The organism is Pseudomonas sp. PDM09 (genome assembly GCF_014852305.1).
Lineage (GTDB): Bacteria > Pseudomonadota > Gammaproteobacteria > Pseudomonadales > Pseudomonadaceae > Aquipseudomonas.
Genome location: NZ_JACVBI010000008.1, coordinates 239,246 through 254,104, shown reverse-complemented (window position 1 = coordinate 254,104; position 14,859 = coordinate 239,246). Strand labels below are relative to the sequence as shown.

The 14,859-nt window shown below is 58.4% G+C and carries 14 protein-coding genes; 8 read left to right on the top strand and 6 right to left on the bottom strand.

Translation table 11 applies throughout. The features are described from left to right. The first annotated feature begins 212 nt into the window (after nucleotides 1-212). The 3 genes from IB250_RS20440 (at nucleotide 213) to IB250_RS20430 (ending at nucleotide 2,170) form a co-directional block, all read left to right on the top strand. Nucleotides 213-1,181, top strand: coding sequence for a polyprenyl synthetase family protein (locus IB250_RS20440; protein WP_030129461.1), 969 nt, complete (start codon nucleotides 213-215; stop codon nucleotides 1,179-1,181). 183 nt (nucleotides 1,182-1,364) lie between these two features. Next, nucleotides 1,365-1,706: a zinc ribbon domain-containing protein YjdM gene (locus IB250_RS20435; protein ID WP_010467527.1), complete on the top strand. Its 342-nt coding sequence runs from the start codon at nucleotides 1,365-1,367 to the stop codon at nucleotides 1,704-1,706. Nucleotides 1,707-1,912: 206 nt separating this feature from the next. After that, on the top strand, nucleotides 1,913-2,170 hold the full coding sequence (locus tag IB250_RS20430; protein WP_095632313.1) for a hypothetical protein: 258 nt from the start codon (nucleotides 1,913-1,915) through the stop codon (nucleotides 2,168-2,170). Nucleotides 2,171-2,300: 130 nt separating this feature from the next. Here IB250_RS20430 and IB250_RS20425 read toward each other — a convergent pair whose 3' ends face one another. From IB250_RS20425 to IB250_RS20415, 3 genes are all read right to left on the bottom strand, one after another. Next, entirely contained in the window at nucleotides 2,301-2,918 is a 618-nt protein-coding gene (locus tag IB250_RS20425; RefSeq protein WP_007901858.1) for an FKBP-type peptidyl-prolyl cis-trans isomerase, read from the bottom strand. A gap of 130 nt (nucleotides 2,919-3,048) precedes the next feature. After that, nucleotides 3,049-3,345 carry a DUF6482 family protein gene (locus tag IB250_RS20420; protein WP_007901853.1) on the bottom strand — a complete coding sequence of 99 codons (297 nt, stop codon included), beginning with the start codon at nucleotides 3,343-3,345 and terminating at the stop codon, nucleotides 3,049-3,051. A gap of 211 nt (nucleotides 3,346-3,556) precedes the next feature. After that, on the bottom strand, nucleotides 3,557-4,045 hold the full coding sequence (locus tag IB250_RS20415) for a TIGR00645 family protein (protein WP_007901849.1): 489 nt from the start codon (nucleotides 4,043-4,045) through the stop codon (nucleotides 3,557-3,559). A 160-nt stretch (nucleotides 4,046-4,205) separates the two neighbouring features. Here IB250_RS20415 and IB250_RS20410 point away from each other — a divergent pair, with 160 nt between their 5' ends. After that, on the top strand, nucleotides 4,206-6,035 hold the full coding sequence (locus IB250_RS20410; protein WP_192345386.1) for a hypothetical protein: 1,830 nt from the start codon (nucleotides 4,206-4,208) through the stop codon (nucleotides 6,033-6,035). 5 nt (nucleotides 6,036-6,040) lie between these two features. Here IB250_RS20410 and IB250_RS20405 read toward each other — a convergent pair whose 3' ends face one another. Together IB250_RS20405 and IB250_RS20400 are read right to left on the bottom strand one after the other, a co-directional pair. Then, the gene (locus IB250_RS20405; RefSeq protein WP_007901845.1) at nucleotides 6,041-6,382 is read right to left on the bottom strand and encodes a hypothetical protein; all 342 of its coding nucleotides are present in this window, start codon (nucleotides 6,380-6,382) and stop codon (nucleotides 6,041-6,043) included. A 316-nt stretch (nucleotides 6,383-6,698) separates the two neighbouring features. Continuing rightward, entirely contained in the window at nucleotides 6,699-9,137 is a 2,439-nt protein-coding gene (locus IB250_RS20400; RefSeq protein ID WP_123497091.1) for a Lon protease family protein, read from the bottom strand. Between the two features lie 265 nt (nucleotides 9,138-9,402). Here IB250_RS20400 and IB250_RS20395 point away from each other — a divergent pair, with 265 nt between their 5' ends. From IB250_RS20395 to IB250_RS20380, 4 genes are all read left to right on the top strand, one after another. Next, nucleotides 9,403-9,891 (top strand): DUF3015 domain-containing protein, encoded by a 489-nt coding sequence (locus tag IB250_RS20395; RefSeq protein ID WP_038981477.1) that lies wholly within the window; start codon nucleotides 9,403-9,405, stop codon nucleotides 9,889-9,891. A gap of 107 nt (nucleotides 9,892-9,998) precedes the next feature. After that, nucleotides 9,999-11,852: a DUF4105 domain-containing protein gene (locus tag IB250_RS20390; protein ID WP_192345385.1), complete on the top strand. Its 1,854-nt coding sequence runs from the start codon at nucleotides 9,999-10,001 to the stop codon at nucleotides 11,850-11,852. 205 nt (nucleotides 11,853-12,057) lie between these two features. Further along, on the top strand, nucleotides 12,058-12,414 hold the full coding sequence (locus IB250_RS20385; protein ID WP_192345384.1) for a hypothetical protein: 357 nt from the start codon (nucleotides 12,058-12,060) through the stop codon (nucleotides 12,412-12,414). 70 nt (nucleotides 12,415-12,484) lie between these two features. Beyond that, on the top strand, nucleotides 12,485-12,979 hold the full coding sequence (locus IB250_RS20380; protein ID WP_192345383.1) for a GreA/GreB family elongation factor: 495 nt from the start codon (nucleotides 12,485-12,487) through the stop codon (nucleotides 12,977-12,979). A gap of 187 nt (nucleotides 12,980-13,166) precedes the next feature. On the opposite strand, the gene ettA is transcribed toward IB250_RS20380, so the two are convergent. Next, entirely contained in the window at nucleotides 13,167-14,831 is a 1,665-nt protein-coding gene (gene ettA / locus IB250_RS20375; RefSeq protein ID WP_008072328.1) for an energy-dependent translational throttle protein EttA, read from the bottom strand. Nucleotides 14,832-14,859 lie beyond the last annotated feature (28 nt).

Here is a 14,859-nt window from a genome sequence, read left to right as displayed (position 1 = left end):
AGCTCTTTATAAGAAGAGGTATTGGCTGGCATGGCTGCATAAGGCTGGAAGGCCTGTTTGCAATTGCGTAAGGCAGGTGCTGCCCAGGAAGTTCAGGGTGCGCGATTGTACGCAAGCTGCCGGGGCGATGCAAGAGGCTGTCCATCGCGCCTTGACACCCGCCGACGTGGGTCCTAGCATGCCGCGCAACCCTTCTGGAGCAACTGTCGCTGATGCAACCCCAAGCTTTCTACCGCGCGGTGGCGGACGATTTTAGCGCCGTCGACGGCATCATCAAGAAACAGCTGACTTCCCGAGTGCCGCTGGTATCGAAAATCGGCGATTACATCACTTCGGCTGGCGGTAAACGCCTGCGTCCGTTGCTCGTGCTGCTGTGCGGCAAGGCACTCGGCCGCGAAGGCGATGACCTGCGCCTGTTGGCCGCGACCATCGAGTTCCTGCACACCGCCACCCTGCTGCACGACGACGTCGTCGACATGTCCGGCATGCGCCGTGGCCGCTCGACTGCCAATGCCATGTGGGGCAACGCGCCGAGCGTGCTGGTGGGCGACTTCCTGTATTCGCGTTCTTTCGAAATGATGGTCGAATTGGGCTCCATGCCGGTGATGAAGATCCTTTCGCAAGCCACGCGCATCATCGCTGAAGGCGAAGTGTTGCAACTGTCGAAGGTCCGCGACGCCAGCACCACCGAAGAAACCTACATGGAAGTCATCCGCGGCAAAACCGCGATGCTCTTCGAAGCCTCGACCCACAGTGCTGCGGCCCTGGCCGGCGCCTCGCCGGAACAGAGCGAAGCACTGCGCACCTTCGGCGATCACCTGGGGGTGGCCTTCCAATTGGTCGACGACCTGCTGGATTACCGTGGCGATGCCGAAACCCTGGGCAAGAACGTCGGTGACGATCTGGCCGAAGGTAAACCGACGCTGCCGCTGATCTACACCATGCGCGAAGGCACTCCCGAGCAGGCCGCACTGGTTCGTCAGGCGATCCAGAAAGGTGGCATCGAAGATCTGGAAAGCATTCGCGAAGCTGTTGAAGCTTCCGGCTCGCTGGATTACACCGCGCAACTGGCCCGCGATTATGTGGCCCGTGCGATCAAGTGCCTCGACGCCCTGCCCGCCAGCGAATACCGCGATGCGCTGGTTGAGTTGAGTGAGTTCGCGGTCGCCCGCACGCACTAACTAACGCGCGCCCTGTAGGAGCGAGGCTTGCCCGCGAATGTGGTGTGTCAGTCACATTGGTGTCGACTGGTAGATCGCATTCGCGGGCAAGCCTTGCTCCTACAAAATCATGTGTCCCCCCCTCCCCTGTATAAACCCTATATAATGTGCGCTTTTTAGCCATCCCGAATCCAAGGAGCTTTAGTGAGCACGCTGCCACCCTGCCCAAAATGCAATTCCGAATACACCTATGAAGACGGTGCACAGCTGATCTGCCCCGAGTGCGCCCACGAATGGTCCGCCAGTGGCGAAGCCGAAGCGGCGTCCGATGACACCGTGAAAAAGGATTCGGTCGGCAATGTCCTGCAGGACGGCGATACCATCACCGTGATCAAGGACCTCAAGGTCAAAGGCACGTCGCTGGTGGTCAAGGTCGGCACCAAGGTCAAGAACATCCGCCTGTGCGATGGCGACCACGACATCGACTGCAAGATCGATGGCATCGGCCCGATGAAACTCAAATCCGAGTTCGTCAGAAAAGTCTGAATCTGCTGCATTCCATCCCGCGCCCGGCGTGGGATGGTGCTTCGCCCTTCCCCGAATCACCCAGCATTCCCGCGCAAAAGCCAAACGCCAGTCGTTTTGATGCTCAGCAATTCCCCCGCAGAAAAAAACACAAACCGCCAATAGGTCCTTGCTATTTGATGAATAAGAATTATTCTCATTGAAACCCATCAATGGAGATGAGACTCATGACTTATTTGATCGATGCCTGGCTGGACCGCCCACACCCCTACCTCAGAATCCTGCATCGGGAAACCGGGGAAGTTTGTGCGGTACTTGAAGAAGAAGCCTTGAACGAGCTGCAGGATCAGGGGGATCTGGACGTCAACGGTTTAAGTTCCAGCGAGCCGGTGGTGCTCAAGGAACTGGTGCGCAATCTGTTTCTGTTCTGCTATGCCCGGGCTTTGCGCCCGACCAGCGATCTGAACCATAAGATCGAACTATGAGACAACGCAAAAAACTGTGGGAGCGAGCCTGCTCGCGATGGCATCACCTCGGTTTCACGGAAAAACCGAGTTGACTGCATCGCGAGCAGGCTCGCTCCCACATTAGCCCGTCATGACGACAGGCCGGGCATTACAGAACGTCGAGCAGTTCGACGTCGAATACCAGTACGCTGTGCGGCGGAATGCTGCCAACGCCTTGAGCGCCGTAAGCCAGTTCGCTCGGCACGTACAGACGCCATTTGCTGCCAGCGTTCATCAGTTGCAGGGCTTCGGTCCAGCCAGCGATAACGCCGCCTACCGGGAATTCTGCAGGCTGACCACGATCGTAGGAGCTGTCGAACACAGTGCCGTCAATCAAGGTGCCGTGGTAGTGAGTGCGCACTTGATCTTCACGGGTTGGCTTGGCGCCTTCACCTTGAGTCAGCACTTCGAACTGCAGGCCGGAAGCCAGCGTGGTGATGCCTTCGCGCTTGGCGTTTTCAGCCAGGAAAGCCAGGCCTTCGCCAGCAGCGGCTTCAGCCTTGGCTGCAGCTTCGGCTTGCATGATTTCGCGGATCACCTTGAAGCTGGCGGACATTTCTTCCTGACCCACACGACTTGGCTTGCCGGCGAACGCGTCGGTCAGGCCAGCCAGGATCGCGTCCAGGCTAACGCCCGGAGGCGGGTTGTCACGCAGCTGGTCGCCCAACTGACGGCCAATGCCGTAGCTGACGCGGGTTTCGTCGGTGGACAGATTTACTTCGGACATGACACTGCTCCGTTGTGCGGACGGCCCTGGAACTTGCCGTGCATGCACAGCGCATCCCGGAGCGCCCGGAATCAAAAGGGCGAGCAGACTAGCACAGATGCCGTCACGTTGATGAGCCGTGTCGGCCCTGTCACGCGGAACGGAAAGTGATCGGTACCTTCAGGCTTTCCTCGGTGCTGGCACCGCACATTTCATCCTGAACCGAAGTATGCACGACGTTGAACGACAACTTGGGAAAGGCATGAAGCACTTCACGCGCATGCTCGACCGAGCGCAGATGCAATATCTCGCCGTGCGCATCGCGCAATGGATGCCCCGCGCCATGCATCCGTGCCTCCAGCACGTAAAACACGCCTTCCATCGAGATCAGGTTCAGCTCATCGACCTTTCCGGCGACGGCATACGCATTCAGCTCTTGCAGGTTCATGAGCGCACCTCAGGCAGTGGCGAGCCAGGATCTTTACATGGATATGCCTCGGCGGGCCAAAGTACAAGCTACAGACGGCACCACCCGTCTGTTTCACACCGTTTCCTGTAGGAGCGAGGCTTGCCCGCGAAGGGCCGTGTCAGTCGAAATAAGTGTTGTCTGTTACGCCGCCTTCGCGGGCAAGCCTCGCTCCTACAAAGAGTTGTGCAGATCAGTGCTTGGTCAGCTTGTCCAGATAGCCCATGGCAAATGCCGATACCACGAACGTCATGTGAATGACCACGTACCACTTCAAATGCTCGGGATCGACGTTCTTGGCGTCCATGAAGATCCGTAGCAGGTGGATCGACGAAATCGCCACGATGGAAGCTGCGACCTTCATCTTCAACGAAGACGAATCCATGGTGCCCAGCCAGTTGAGCTTTTCCTTGCTGTCGTCGATATCCAGCTGAGAAACGAAGTTCTCGTAGCCAGAGATCATCACCATCACCAGCAAGCCGCCCACCAGCGCCATGTCGATCAGCGACAGCAGGACCAGAATCAGATCCGACTCGGCCATCGAGAATACGTTAGGGATGACGTGGAAGACTTCCTGGAAGAATTTCAGTGCCAACGCCAGCAAGCCCAGGGACAAACCGAAATAGATCGGCGCCAGTAACCAGCGGGAGGCGTACATTGCATTTTCGATAAAGCGTTCCATTGAATCTCACACAAGGGGCTGGAAATGGCGGCGAGTATAACAGCCACCTGTTACACCCAGAAACCGCCGGAAAATCCGTAACCTGCGTGTGTGTGACAAAGTTTTTCTGCTAGTGTCCAGATGATTGACAGGTCAGCGACGTCGGACAGGAAGACTGGAAATGGATGTGCGATTGCCGTTAACGAGTGCCGGGCTTTGCTTCGCATTGTTGCTCGGTGGCTGCTCACCCAGCGATGAGAAACGCCAGGTCAGCCTCGAAGAAAAGATCGCACAGTTCGAACAATCCCTGGAGACGATCGAGGACCCCAAACTCAAGGATGCCGTGGCCGAGCTAGGCGGTTCCCTATTGTTACTCGAGCGCGCACAACTCAAACTCGACACCAAACCAGTGGTCACCGAATACGGCGAAGACGCCCTCGCCGTGCTCAAGCACTACCCCACACCCCAGGCCCTGGTCGACACCTACATTAACGGTCTGTTCGTGTTACACAAGGAGTCCAGCTCGGATTACCTGACCGATCTGCAACCGGTATTCCCCTTCAACTTCAACATTCCGGGCGCGTTCCTTTTTCCTCAGGGCCTGGAATGGCAATCGGTGACCCTGAGCAACAAGCGCGTCATCGCGTTCCAGCCGGAATGGTCGGAAACCGATCCCGGCATTCAGCTGAGCCCGTCGAGCTCCAACCTGACCAACCCCGATGATTTGACGGTGACCTACCCCTTCATCGAAGGCCTGGAGGTGGACAAGAAGAACCAACCACAACCGGTGAGCCTGCAAGGCAAGGTGGAAGTCATCGCCCCACGCCGACTCTACAGTTTCGACCTGACGAAAAAGGACGTCGGCCAGACTCGCACCAACGATAATCTCAGTGTCACCTTATTGAAACAGGGCAATAACTTCGCCGAAATCGAATTCAGTAACAGCGCGCCGCTGGCCCCCGAGATACGTGACATATCACTCACCCCATTGATCGTTCAGGCCAGGGACGCCACCGGGCAATTCCTCTCTCGTTCAGGTGCGATCAACGAAACCGCCGCGCAAATTGCGTTTTATCAAAAACAACTGGCGCAGATGCAACAGCAGAAGGCCTGGAGCGAAGCGTTCGAAAAACAGCTCGATGACGAGCAGCGTGCGTTTGAACAACAACAAACCCGGCATTACACCAAGGTCTACTTCAACGGCCCGATCGACACCATCGAAGTGAGCCTGCTGGACTTCTCGGCAGTCACGGTGACCCACAAGGACCTGAACCTGCCGATACGCCGCTTCGACCCGCACACCACGGAAAAAACCATCCAGCCGCTGACCTTGCCGGTGGTGGTGTATGACGACCAGGCTGCGACTTGGCTCAAGGGCGCAACGTTGAGCGAGGAGCAACTGAAAAAAAGCATCAGCATCAGTCAGTCGGTCGATGACCCAAGTGCCGCCCGCATCGAATTCAATCACCCCAGAAGCTTCAATGACGAACTGCTCGGCACCTCTTTCAATCCCGGCGAAAGCCCGGTGACGTTCTTTACCCAAGACCGCAATGGTCAGCGCGACGGGCCGATAGAGCTGCCGCCGGAGGCGTATCAGGTCGATCCGATACACGGCGCCATCACCTATGATCTGAACCTGTTTCCGGAAACACCGGCCTACGCCGTGGGCTCCATGCCGCAGTTCCTGGCGACTATCGACCAGCAAACGTACGACGCCCGCCAGTTGCCCAAAGGCCTGGAACTCAAAGGGAATGCATTGGTGGTGGATTTGAAACTGTTTCCCGCCCAGGACTGGCGTTTTTTCGCCAAGGACGACAGCGGCAATTATTTGAAAGAGATTCTGTCGGTCAGTCACGACGCGAGCGCGCAAGGCCCGGCGTTATTTGCAGTGCATTACTTCTATGGCCAGCCCACACGTCTGGAAACTTATCAGCGAACCAACCTCACCACCGTGCAATATGGGTTTGAGGTCAAACTCGACAAGGCTGAGCCAGGCAGCCTTGATCAATAGCCTGTTCAGTGCTCGGGCCGAAATTCGGGTCCGCTAAGGTTGCGGTAACGACCACCATTGATCTCTCGCAACTGGGCTTGCAGATGCAGGCACCAGATTTGCGGGTCGTCGGCCAGTTCGTAACCATGCAAGGTCAGACTTTCAACGATGGTGTCGAGGATCGATTCCGCCACGACCGGCCCACGGAACGGGCCTTGGGCCTTGATGGCAGAAGGCTGCTCGCCGGCCATTCCGGCGGCGAAGAGCAAGGTCCACATGCCCGTATCTCCCGCCAGCGGGCGGATAGCACATTCGATACGGGTCACAAGGCCCAGGCATTGACGGGTGAGACAGAGGTTGCGCGACATGGCGGCGACCCTCGGTAGATCCGGTATTCAGCCTCCACGGGAAGGCTGTCTCGATCCAGTGATTACTGTCGATATCCTTGAGCAGATAATAGAAGAAAAGTCTGGCTCGCACGCGAACCAGAATCAGAAGGTGCCGAGTGGTCACTGCGTGAATATTGACGCCATTTCGATGGCGCTCTTTTGCATTGAATACAGTCTGCAAAACACTACAGAACCTGTGGGAGCGGGCTTGCTCGCGAAGGCGGCATAACAGTCGACATTGATGTTGAATGTTAGTCCGTCTTCGCGAGCAAGCCCGCTCCCACATGGGGTTGTGTCAGGCCGGTTTGATTTCCAGCATCGCTTCCTGTGCCAACTCCTTTTCGGCTTCCTTGAGGTCTTCCTCGCTGATCATTTCCGCAATCACCCGCAAGCGTTCCACTACCCGCGCGTTGATGCTGCCTTCAGGGAATGCGCCATTCTCATCCGGCGCGCCGGCTGGCTCGCCGACCAACAGGCTCAGAGCCTCGTCGGCCTGGCGCACCGCGTAGACATGGAACTGCCCCGCGCGCACCGCCGCCAGCACCTTTTCGTCGAGCATCAGCGTGGCAACGTTGGCCTGAGGAATGATCGCCCCTTGCTCCCCCGTCAAACCACGGGCTTCGCAGAGTCGGAAGAAACCTTCGATCTTCTCGTTGACCCCACCCACCGCCTGCACTTCACCGAACTGGTTGATCGAACCGGTAATCGCGAAACACTGCTTGAGCGGGGTTTTCGACAAGGCCGAGATCAGCGTACATGCCTCCCCCAGAGACGCGCTGTCACCGTCGACATAACCGTAGGACTGCTCCAGGGCGATACTCGCGGAAATCGCCAGCGGAAATTCCTGGGCATAACGGCTGCCTAGATACCCGGTAAGGATCATCACGCCTTTGGAGTGGATCGGCTGACCGAGGTTGACCTCGCGCTCGATGTCGACGATGCCGCTGCCGCCTGGATAAACCGTGGCGGAAATCCGCGCCGGAATCCCGAAGGCCGAATCGCCGACTTCCAGTACCGTCAGCCCGTTGCACTTGCCAACAGCCGCGCCATCGGTGTCGATCAGAATGATCCCGGCCAGCATGTCATCGAGAATCCGCGCCGAAACACGCCCGGTACGGGTGGCCTTGGCCTTGAGCGCACGCTCGATGTGCCCGGCGTCGGTCATGTCGTCACCCGCCAGGTCGCGAATGAAATCCGCCTCGCTGACCAGCTGGAACAGATCGCCGATCCGCGCCGACAAACGTCCCTGATGTTCTGCCAGACGCGCGCTGTAAGTCGCCAGACGCGCCACCGCATCGGCGGTCAGCGGCGCCATGCCTTCCTCGGACGTACGGGTTTTGAGCAGCTGGGCGAACTGCTCCAGGCTCTCGTCGACCATCGGGATGTCTTCGTCGAAATCCACCAGGACGCGGAACATCTCCTGGAAGTCCGGATCGAGGTCTTGCAACGTGTAGTAGAGCTGTCGGGCGCCGATGATGACGACTTTGACCTGCAATGGAATGTGTTGCGGTGTCAGCGTCACAGTGGCCAGTCGACCCAACTCACCCAGCGGCGATTCCATTTTCAGCTTGCGCGATTGCAGGGCGCGCTTGAGCGCATCCCAGACAAAAGGCTCACTGAGCATTTTTTCCGCTTCGAGAATCAGAAAACCGCCGTTGGCCCGGTGCAGCGCACCCGGTCGCAGCTGCCGATAGGTGGTGTAGAGCGCGCCTTGGTCGGTGCTGTATTCGATGCGGCCAAACAGGTTGTCGTAGGTCGGGTGCGGCTCGAACACCACGGGCGCGCCGCCACTGAACGGATGACCGACCACCAGGCTCGGGGCGTATTGCTCTTCGAGCAATTTGCGGGCGATGGCGTCGGTCTTGCTGTCGTCCACCAGTTGCTCGACCACCGTCTTGAGCAGGTACACCTGCATTGCTTGCAGGTAACCGCAAACGCCGGCGTTTTCCGCGTACTTTTCCGACAGTGGCGCGAGCAATGGCTGCAAGGCCAGGGTGATGGTTTCTTCGTTGAGCTGACGCAGTTGATTGCTCGACTCGCGCTTCCATTGCGGCAAGCTGGCGAGTTCTTCGTTCAACCGCTCTTCCAGCCCGGCAATGTCGTCATGAAAACGTTCGCGCTCGGCTTCCGGCAACTGGGCGAACTCAGCCTCATCCAATGCCTTGCCTTCGCTCATCGGGGTGAAGGCGATGTTGCTGCTGTCGCGGTAGAGCGCGACCTCTTTCTCCAGCGCCAGACGCTCGATCACATCCAGTGCACGGTCATAACGCTGGTTGAAAGCGCGGTCGATGGCGCTTTTCTTCTGCTGATAGGACGGGTGCTCGAACACGGCCGGAAAGGTCGCCAGCAGGTTGTCGATCAAACCGTTGATGTCACCGATGAAAGCACCGGCGGTGCCCGACGGCAATTCCAACGCACGAGGCTCGCGCGGCTCATCGAAATTATTGACGTAGACCCAGTCAGCCGGGGTCTGCAGGCGCTTGCCTTCGGCCTTGAGGTAGCGTTTGACGAACGAAAACCGGCCGGTGCCGGGCTCGCCCATGACGAATACGTTATAACCGGGGCGTGGCATGGCCACACCGAACTGCAAGGCTTCGACCGCGCGTTCCTGGCCAAGCACACCGCGGAAGGGCTCCAGATCATTGGTGGTAGAGAAGCTGAACTGTTCAGCGGAAAACGGACGGGTCAGCGCTTCAGGCGCTAGACGCAAGCTGGCAGCAACAGGATCAGGCATCGGGCTTCCTTACATCAGGCGGGGCAGATAGCGGCATTCTGGCGCTGCCCGTACCTCACTGGCAAGGCGCGCGCTTAGACAAAGCGCCAACCCCGGGCCGAGCAGCTCAAAATCAATGTTTTCAACGAATGTTTCGCAAAAAGTAACGGAACCCCCGGAACGTGCCTAAACTCCAAACTGCGCGGCTGGAACGAATAACCGGCCCACTGGCACCATTAGGGGCCAGCACCCTGTCCATTGGTATGCACACAAAGAGAACATAGCTATGAAACGGATTCTTCTCGGTACTCTCTTCACCGCTGTATCCATCAACGCCATGGCCCAGGCGCCAGGCGGTCCAGACTGTGGTTGGGGCAACCTGCTGTTCGAAGGTCAGCGTGGCACCCCAGCACACTTCCTGGCATCCACCACCAACGGCACTTCCGGTAACGCAACGTTCGGTATGACCTCCGGTACCAACGGCTGCTCGACCAATGCGTCGCTGACCTATGGCGGCAAATCCTGGATCGCCATGAATGGCATGATGAACGAGCTGTCCGAAGACATGGCTAAAGGTCAGGGCGAAGCGCTGACCACTTACGCCGTGGTACTGGGCGTGGCGCCGGAAGACCGTGCGCACTTCGCCGCTGTGACTCATCAGCACTTCCAGCAGATCTTCAGCAAAGCTGACGTGACCGCTGATGACGTGCATACCAACACCCTGGCCGTGCTGAAAAGCGACCCGCGTCTGGCCAAGTACGCTACTCAAGCTTAAGCTCGATCCACCCCGCTCCTTTTGGGGAGCGGGTTTTGTTTTTTGACCTGTCGTGCTTTGGGTCTTTTCCCCGATCTCTTTTTTTTCGAAAAGCTAAGTTGCCCACTATGCTCAAACGCCTTGCCTGGCTGGCGCTCTGTGTCTGCGCCCCGCTGTCCGCCGCGCCACATATCGACAATCAACGTTTGCAGCAACTGGCCAACGACCCCTTCTGGATTTCCCTGGGGCATTACGAAACCGCCAAGCTCGGTGGCTGGCGCAGCTATGTCAGCGACAAGAAATTCTTTCTCGCCCCCGATGGCAACGAACACCCCGACCGTGAACTGGCGGCGACCGTGCAGGCTCTGTATGCCCCGGCCAGTGCAGGTGAGCAGCATGCCCAATGCGTCTATCCGGCCCGCACCCGCTGGCTCAAGGCGCAACTGGCGCTCAGCGATATGCCGACACCGGACTGCGCCGAGTTCAAGCAATGGTTCAAGGACGTTTCGCCTCATAGCGCGGTGATGATTTTCCCGGCGGCCTACCTGAACAGTCCATCGTCGATGTTTGGTCACACCTTGCTGCGCATCGATCAGGCCAATGTGCAGAGTGACAAGACATCGCTACTCAGTTACGCGATCAACTTCGGCGCCTACATCGAAGGTTCGGACAACAGCATTCTGTATGCCTGGAAAGGTCTGATGGGTGGCTATCCCGGGCTGTTCGCGTTGGTGCCGTATCAGGAAAAGCTCTCGGAATACCGTAGCCTCGAGAACCGCGATCTGTGGGAATACCGCCTGAACCTGACGCAGCAGGAAACCGAGCGCATGGTCGAGCACGTCTGGGAACTCAAGCAGATCCAGTTCGACTACTTCTTCTTCGACGAAAACTGTTCCTACCGCCTGCTTGAACTGCTGCAAGTGGCGCGACCGAACTTGAATCTGACCGAGCAATTCCCGTTGACCGCTATTCCCACCGACACGGTCAAAGCGGTGAAAGAAGCCGGGCTGGTGGAATCGATCGAGTATCGCCCGTCCCGTGAGCGTGAACTGCTGAGCCGCGCCGAGCCATTAACCGTTGAAGAGCAGGCGTGGGTGCTGAACGTCAGTGCCGATCAGACGCAATTGCAGACTCCGGCGTTCAAGGCCCTACCTCGCGACCGTCAGGCGTTGATCATCGATGGGGCTTATCGTCTGGAGCGTTATCGCGCCAACGGTCAGGAGCGTGACCCGCAACGGGCTCAACGCAGTTTCGAATTGCTACGCGCAATCAATCAAAACCCGCCCCCGGAGCTGGAAATTCCGCAACCCGGCTTGCCCGAGGACGGTCACGAATCCCGCACCTGGCAGGCCGGCATCGGCACTCGAGGCGACAAAGCCTTCGGCGAATATGGCCTGCGCATGGCCTATCACGACCTCAATGACAACATGGAAAGCTTCCCCCTCGGCGCGCAGATCGAAATTCTTCAGATGAAGCTGCGTCAATACGAAGGTAATGACTGGCAGTTGCAGCAACTGGACCTGGCGACCATCCGCTCGCTGACGCCTCGCAATGAGTTGTTGCAGCCGTTGTCGTGGCAAGTCACCGGTGGCCTGGAGCGCGTACCGGGCAAGCATGATGACGAAACCCTGGTCAGCCATGTCAATGGCGGTGGCGGCGGGACCTGGCAGCTGGGTGACGACATGCTCGGTTTCGCCTTGGGCACCGTGCGTGTGGAGCATAACAACGACTTCGCGGGTTTCATCGCCCCGGCGGCGGGCTTCAACAGCGGCCTGCTATGGAAAAACCCGCTGGGCAATTTCAGCCTGGAAGCCAAGGGTGATTACTTCACCAATGGCGAAGTGCGCCGCAGTATGAGCCTGAATCAGCAGTGGGAACTGTCGCGCAATCTGGGTGTGCGCCTGAGCGCCCAGCGCGAATTCAGCCACCTGGCTTCGCCCGAAAACGAAGTGATGCTTGAGGTGAAGTGGTATCACTATTGATCTGCCCCCTGTGGGAGCGAGCCTGCTCGCGATGAGACCATCACATTCAACATCCATGCTGCCTGTTCCACCGCCATCGCGAGCAGGCTCGCTCCCACAAGGGATTTGCGCTACCCCACAGATTAATCACAAGCCTTTCACATACACCCGACAAATCCGCTTCTAAACTTCCCTTATAGGCCGTTGAACGGTCCAGGAGTCCGGGATGTGGCGTTGCGTGGCTGTATTGGGGTTGTTGGTAGTGATCACGGGGTGCGAGTCGACCCACGAGGATCTGATCGCCAAGGGTTATCCGCCGGCATTCGCCGATGGCTTCGATGACGGTTGCAGCAGTGGCCGGCAAGCCGCTGGGGCGATCACCGGTGAGTTTCGCAAAAATGTCCCGCGTTACCTCAAGGACAAGCAATACGCCGAAGGCTGGACCGATGGCTTCCGTCAGTGCCAGGCCATGCGTGAAAACGAGGATCGTAACGAGTACAAGGACCGCCATTGGGACGAGCGCGAACGGGCCTGGCAACAAGAGAAAGACAGGGACGCCGCGCGAGCCTATCGCTCGCAATAAGTCGTTTACAGACATTCGTCGAAACTTAATGCCTGCGACCATGGCCCAAACCCTATAACGGGAGAACAGCATGAGTCGCGCCTTCGTCAATGAAGATAACGCCGCCGCGCAAGCCGATCAGCCAGTCGAACGGCAGGTCAGCGCGCAGCCCAATTACGTCACGCCAGCGGGCCTGGCGCAGCTTCAGGCAAAAGTTGCCGAGCTGCAAAGCCTGCTTGATCAGGAAAGCGCCAAAGGCGAACTGGCCGATAAGCAGCGCCAGGCCGACCTCGATCGCGACTGGCGCTATTTCAAGCAGCGCCTGCAAAGCGCCCAGGTGGTCGCACAAGCCTCCTCGACCGACAAAGTGCAGATCGGCAACTGGGTGACCTTTGCCGACGAACACGATCATAAGCAGCGCGTGCAATTGGTCGGAGAAGACCAGGCGGATGCCCCCCATGGCTTGATCAATTGGAGCTCGCCGCTGGGGCGGGCGTTGCTCGGGGCGAAAGTGGGCGATGAGGTGTTGTGGAAGCGACCGGCGGGGGATTTGATTATTGAGGTGTTGGCCATAGAGGCCGGGTAAGTTCGATGACGCCGCGATCTCACCTGTAGGAGCTGTCGAGTGAAACGAGGCTGCGATCCTTTGATCTTCCGCTTGGGATTGGAGTGGGCCTGAAAAGATCGCAGCCTCGTTTCACTCGACAGCTCCTACAGAAGAACAAAAAACGGAGCCCTGAAGGCTCCGTTTTTTCTATGCGACCAACCTGAAATCAGGCCAGTTTCTTGTGCCGTACACGGTGCGGCTGGGAAGCCGCTTCGCCGAGGCGTTTCTTGCGATCGGCTTCGTACTCGGTGTAGTTGCCTTCGAAGAACACCGCTTGCGAGTCGTCTTCGTACGCCAGGATGTGAGTCGCGACGCGGTCAAGGAACCACCGATCGTGAGAGATCACAATGGCGGCGCCCGGGAAGTCCAGCAAGGCTTCTTCCAGGGAACGCAGGGTTTCAACGTCGAGGTCGTTGGACGGTTCGTCGAGCAGCAGGACGTTGCCGCCCTCTTTCAGGGTCAGGGCCAGGTGCAAACGACCACGCTCACCACCGGACAGGTCCTTGACGAACTTCTGCTGATCGCCGCCCTTGAAGTTGAAGCGACCAACGTAGGTGCGCGACGGGATCTCGTAGTTGCCGATGCGAATCTGGTCGGAACCGTCGGAGATCTGCTGGAACACAGTCTTGCTGCCATCCAGGTCTTCACGGCTCTGGTCGACGCACGCCAGCTGTACGGTTTCGCCGACTTCGATGGAGCCCGAATCCGGTGTTTCCTTGCCCATCAGCATACGGAACAGGGTCGACTTGCCGGCACCGTTACCGCCGATCACGCCAACGATGGCGCCCTTAGGCATGGAGAACGACAGATTGTCGATCAGCACGCGATCGCCGTAGCCCTTGCTGACGTTCTTGAACTCGATGACCTTGTCGCCCAGACGCGGACCGGCCGGGATGTAGATCTCGTTGGTTTCGCTGCGCTTCTGGAATTCCTGCGATTGCATTTCTTCGAAGCGTTGCAGACGAGCCTTGGATTTGGACTGGCGGGCCTTGGCGCCTTTGCGCACCCACTCCAGCTCTTCCTTCATGGCCTTTTCGTGAGCCGATTGCTGCTTGGATTCGGCCGCCAGACGATCGGACTTGGCTTCGAGCCAACCCGAATAGTTGCCCTCGTACGGGATACCGGCGCCGCGGTCGAGCTCGAGGATCCAGCCGGCGACGTTGTCCAGGAAGTAACGGTCGTGCGTGATCGCAACCACAGTGCCCGGGAAATCGTGCAGGAAGTGCTCCAGCCAGGCGACGGAATCGGCGTCCAGGTGGTTGGTCGGTTCATCGAGCAGCAGCATGTCCGGTGCGGACAGCAGCAGGCGGCACAGGGCCACACGACGTTTTTCACCACCGGACAGGACTTCGACCTTGGCATCCCACGCTGGCAGACGCAGCGCATCGGCGGCGACTTCCAGTTGGCGATCCAGGTTGTGACCGTCGCTGGCTTGCAGGATGGCTTCGAGCTTGGCCTGTTCTGCCGCCAGTTTGTCGAAGTCGGCATCCGGTTCAGCGTAGGCCGCGTAAACCTCGTCCAGACGAGCCTGAGCGTCCTTGATCACGCTGACCGCTTCCTCGACCACTTCACGCACGGTTTTGGTCGGGTCCAGAATCGGTTCTTGCGGCAGGTAGCCAATATTCAGGTCCGGCATCGGACGGGCTTCACCGTCGAACTCTTTATCGACGCCCGCCATGATTTTCAGCAGCGTGGACTTACCCGAACCGTTGAGACCGAGTACGCCGATCTTGGCGCCCGGGAAGAACGACAGCGAAATGTTTTTCAGGATTTCCCGCTTCGGCGGAACAACTTTGCCCAGCCGATGCATGGTGAAGACGTATTGAGCCATGGAGAACCTTGGGTCAGTGACTGATGAA

What these genes read in the sequence shown, in the direction of transcription:
- IB250_RS20400 (WP_123497091.1), bottom strand. Translation starts at nt 9,137, where the DNA reads ATGCCTGATCCTGTTGCTGCCAGCTTGCGTCTAGCGCCTGAAGCGCTG.
- IB250_RS20420 (WP_007901853.1), bottom strand. Translation starts at nt 3,345, where the DNA reads ATGAACCTGCAAGAGCTGAATGCGTATGCCGTCGCCGGAAAGGTCGAT.
- IB250_RS20440 (WP_030129461.1), top strand. Translation starts at nt 213, where the DNA reads ATGCAACCCCAAGCTTTCTACCGCGCGGTGGCGGACGATTTTAGCGCC.
- IB250_RS20390 (WP_192345385.1), top strand. Translation starts at nt 9,999, where the DNA reads ATGCTCAAACGCCTTGCCTGGCTGGCGCTCTGTGTCTGCGCCCCGCTG.
- IB250_RS20405 (WP_007901845.1), bottom strand. Translation starts at nt 6,382, where the DNA reads ATGTCGCGCAACCTCTGTCTCACCCGTCAATGCCTGGGCCTTGTGACC.
- IB250_RS20395 (WP_038981477.1), top strand. Translation starts at nt 9,403, where the DNA reads ATGAAACGGATTCTTCTCGGTACTCTCTTCACCGCTGTATCCATCAAC.
- IB250_RS20430 (WP_095632313.1), top strand. Translation starts at nt 1,913, where the DNA reads ATGACTTATTTGATCGATGCCTGGCTGGACCGCCCACACCCCTACCTC.
- IB250_RS20380 (WP_192345383.1), top strand. Translation starts at nt 12,485, where the DNA reads ATGAGTCGCGCCTTCGTCAATGAAGATAACGCCGCCGCGCAAGCCGAT.
- IB250_RS20410 (WP_192345386.1), top strand. Translation starts at nt 4,206, where the DNA reads ATGGATGTGCGATTGCCGTTAACGAGTGCCGGGCTTTGCTTCGCATTG.
- IB250_RS20415 (WP_007901849.1), bottom strand. Translation starts at nt 4,045, where the DNA reads ATGGAACGCTTTATCGAAAATGCAATGTACGCCTCCCGCTGGTTACTG.
- IB250_RS20425 (WP_007901858.1), bottom strand. Translation starts at nt 2,918, where the DNA reads ATGTCCGAAGTAAATCTGTCCACCGACGAAACCCGCGTCAGCTACGGC.
- IB250_RS20385 (WP_192345384.1), top strand. Translation starts at nt 12,058, where the DNA reads ATGTGGCGTTGCGTGGCTGTATTGGGGTTGTTGGTAGTGATCACGGGG.
- ettA (WP_008072328.1), bottom strand. Translation starts at nt 14,831, where the DNA reads ATGGCTCAATACGTCTTCACCATGCATCGGCTGGGCAAAGTTGTTCCG.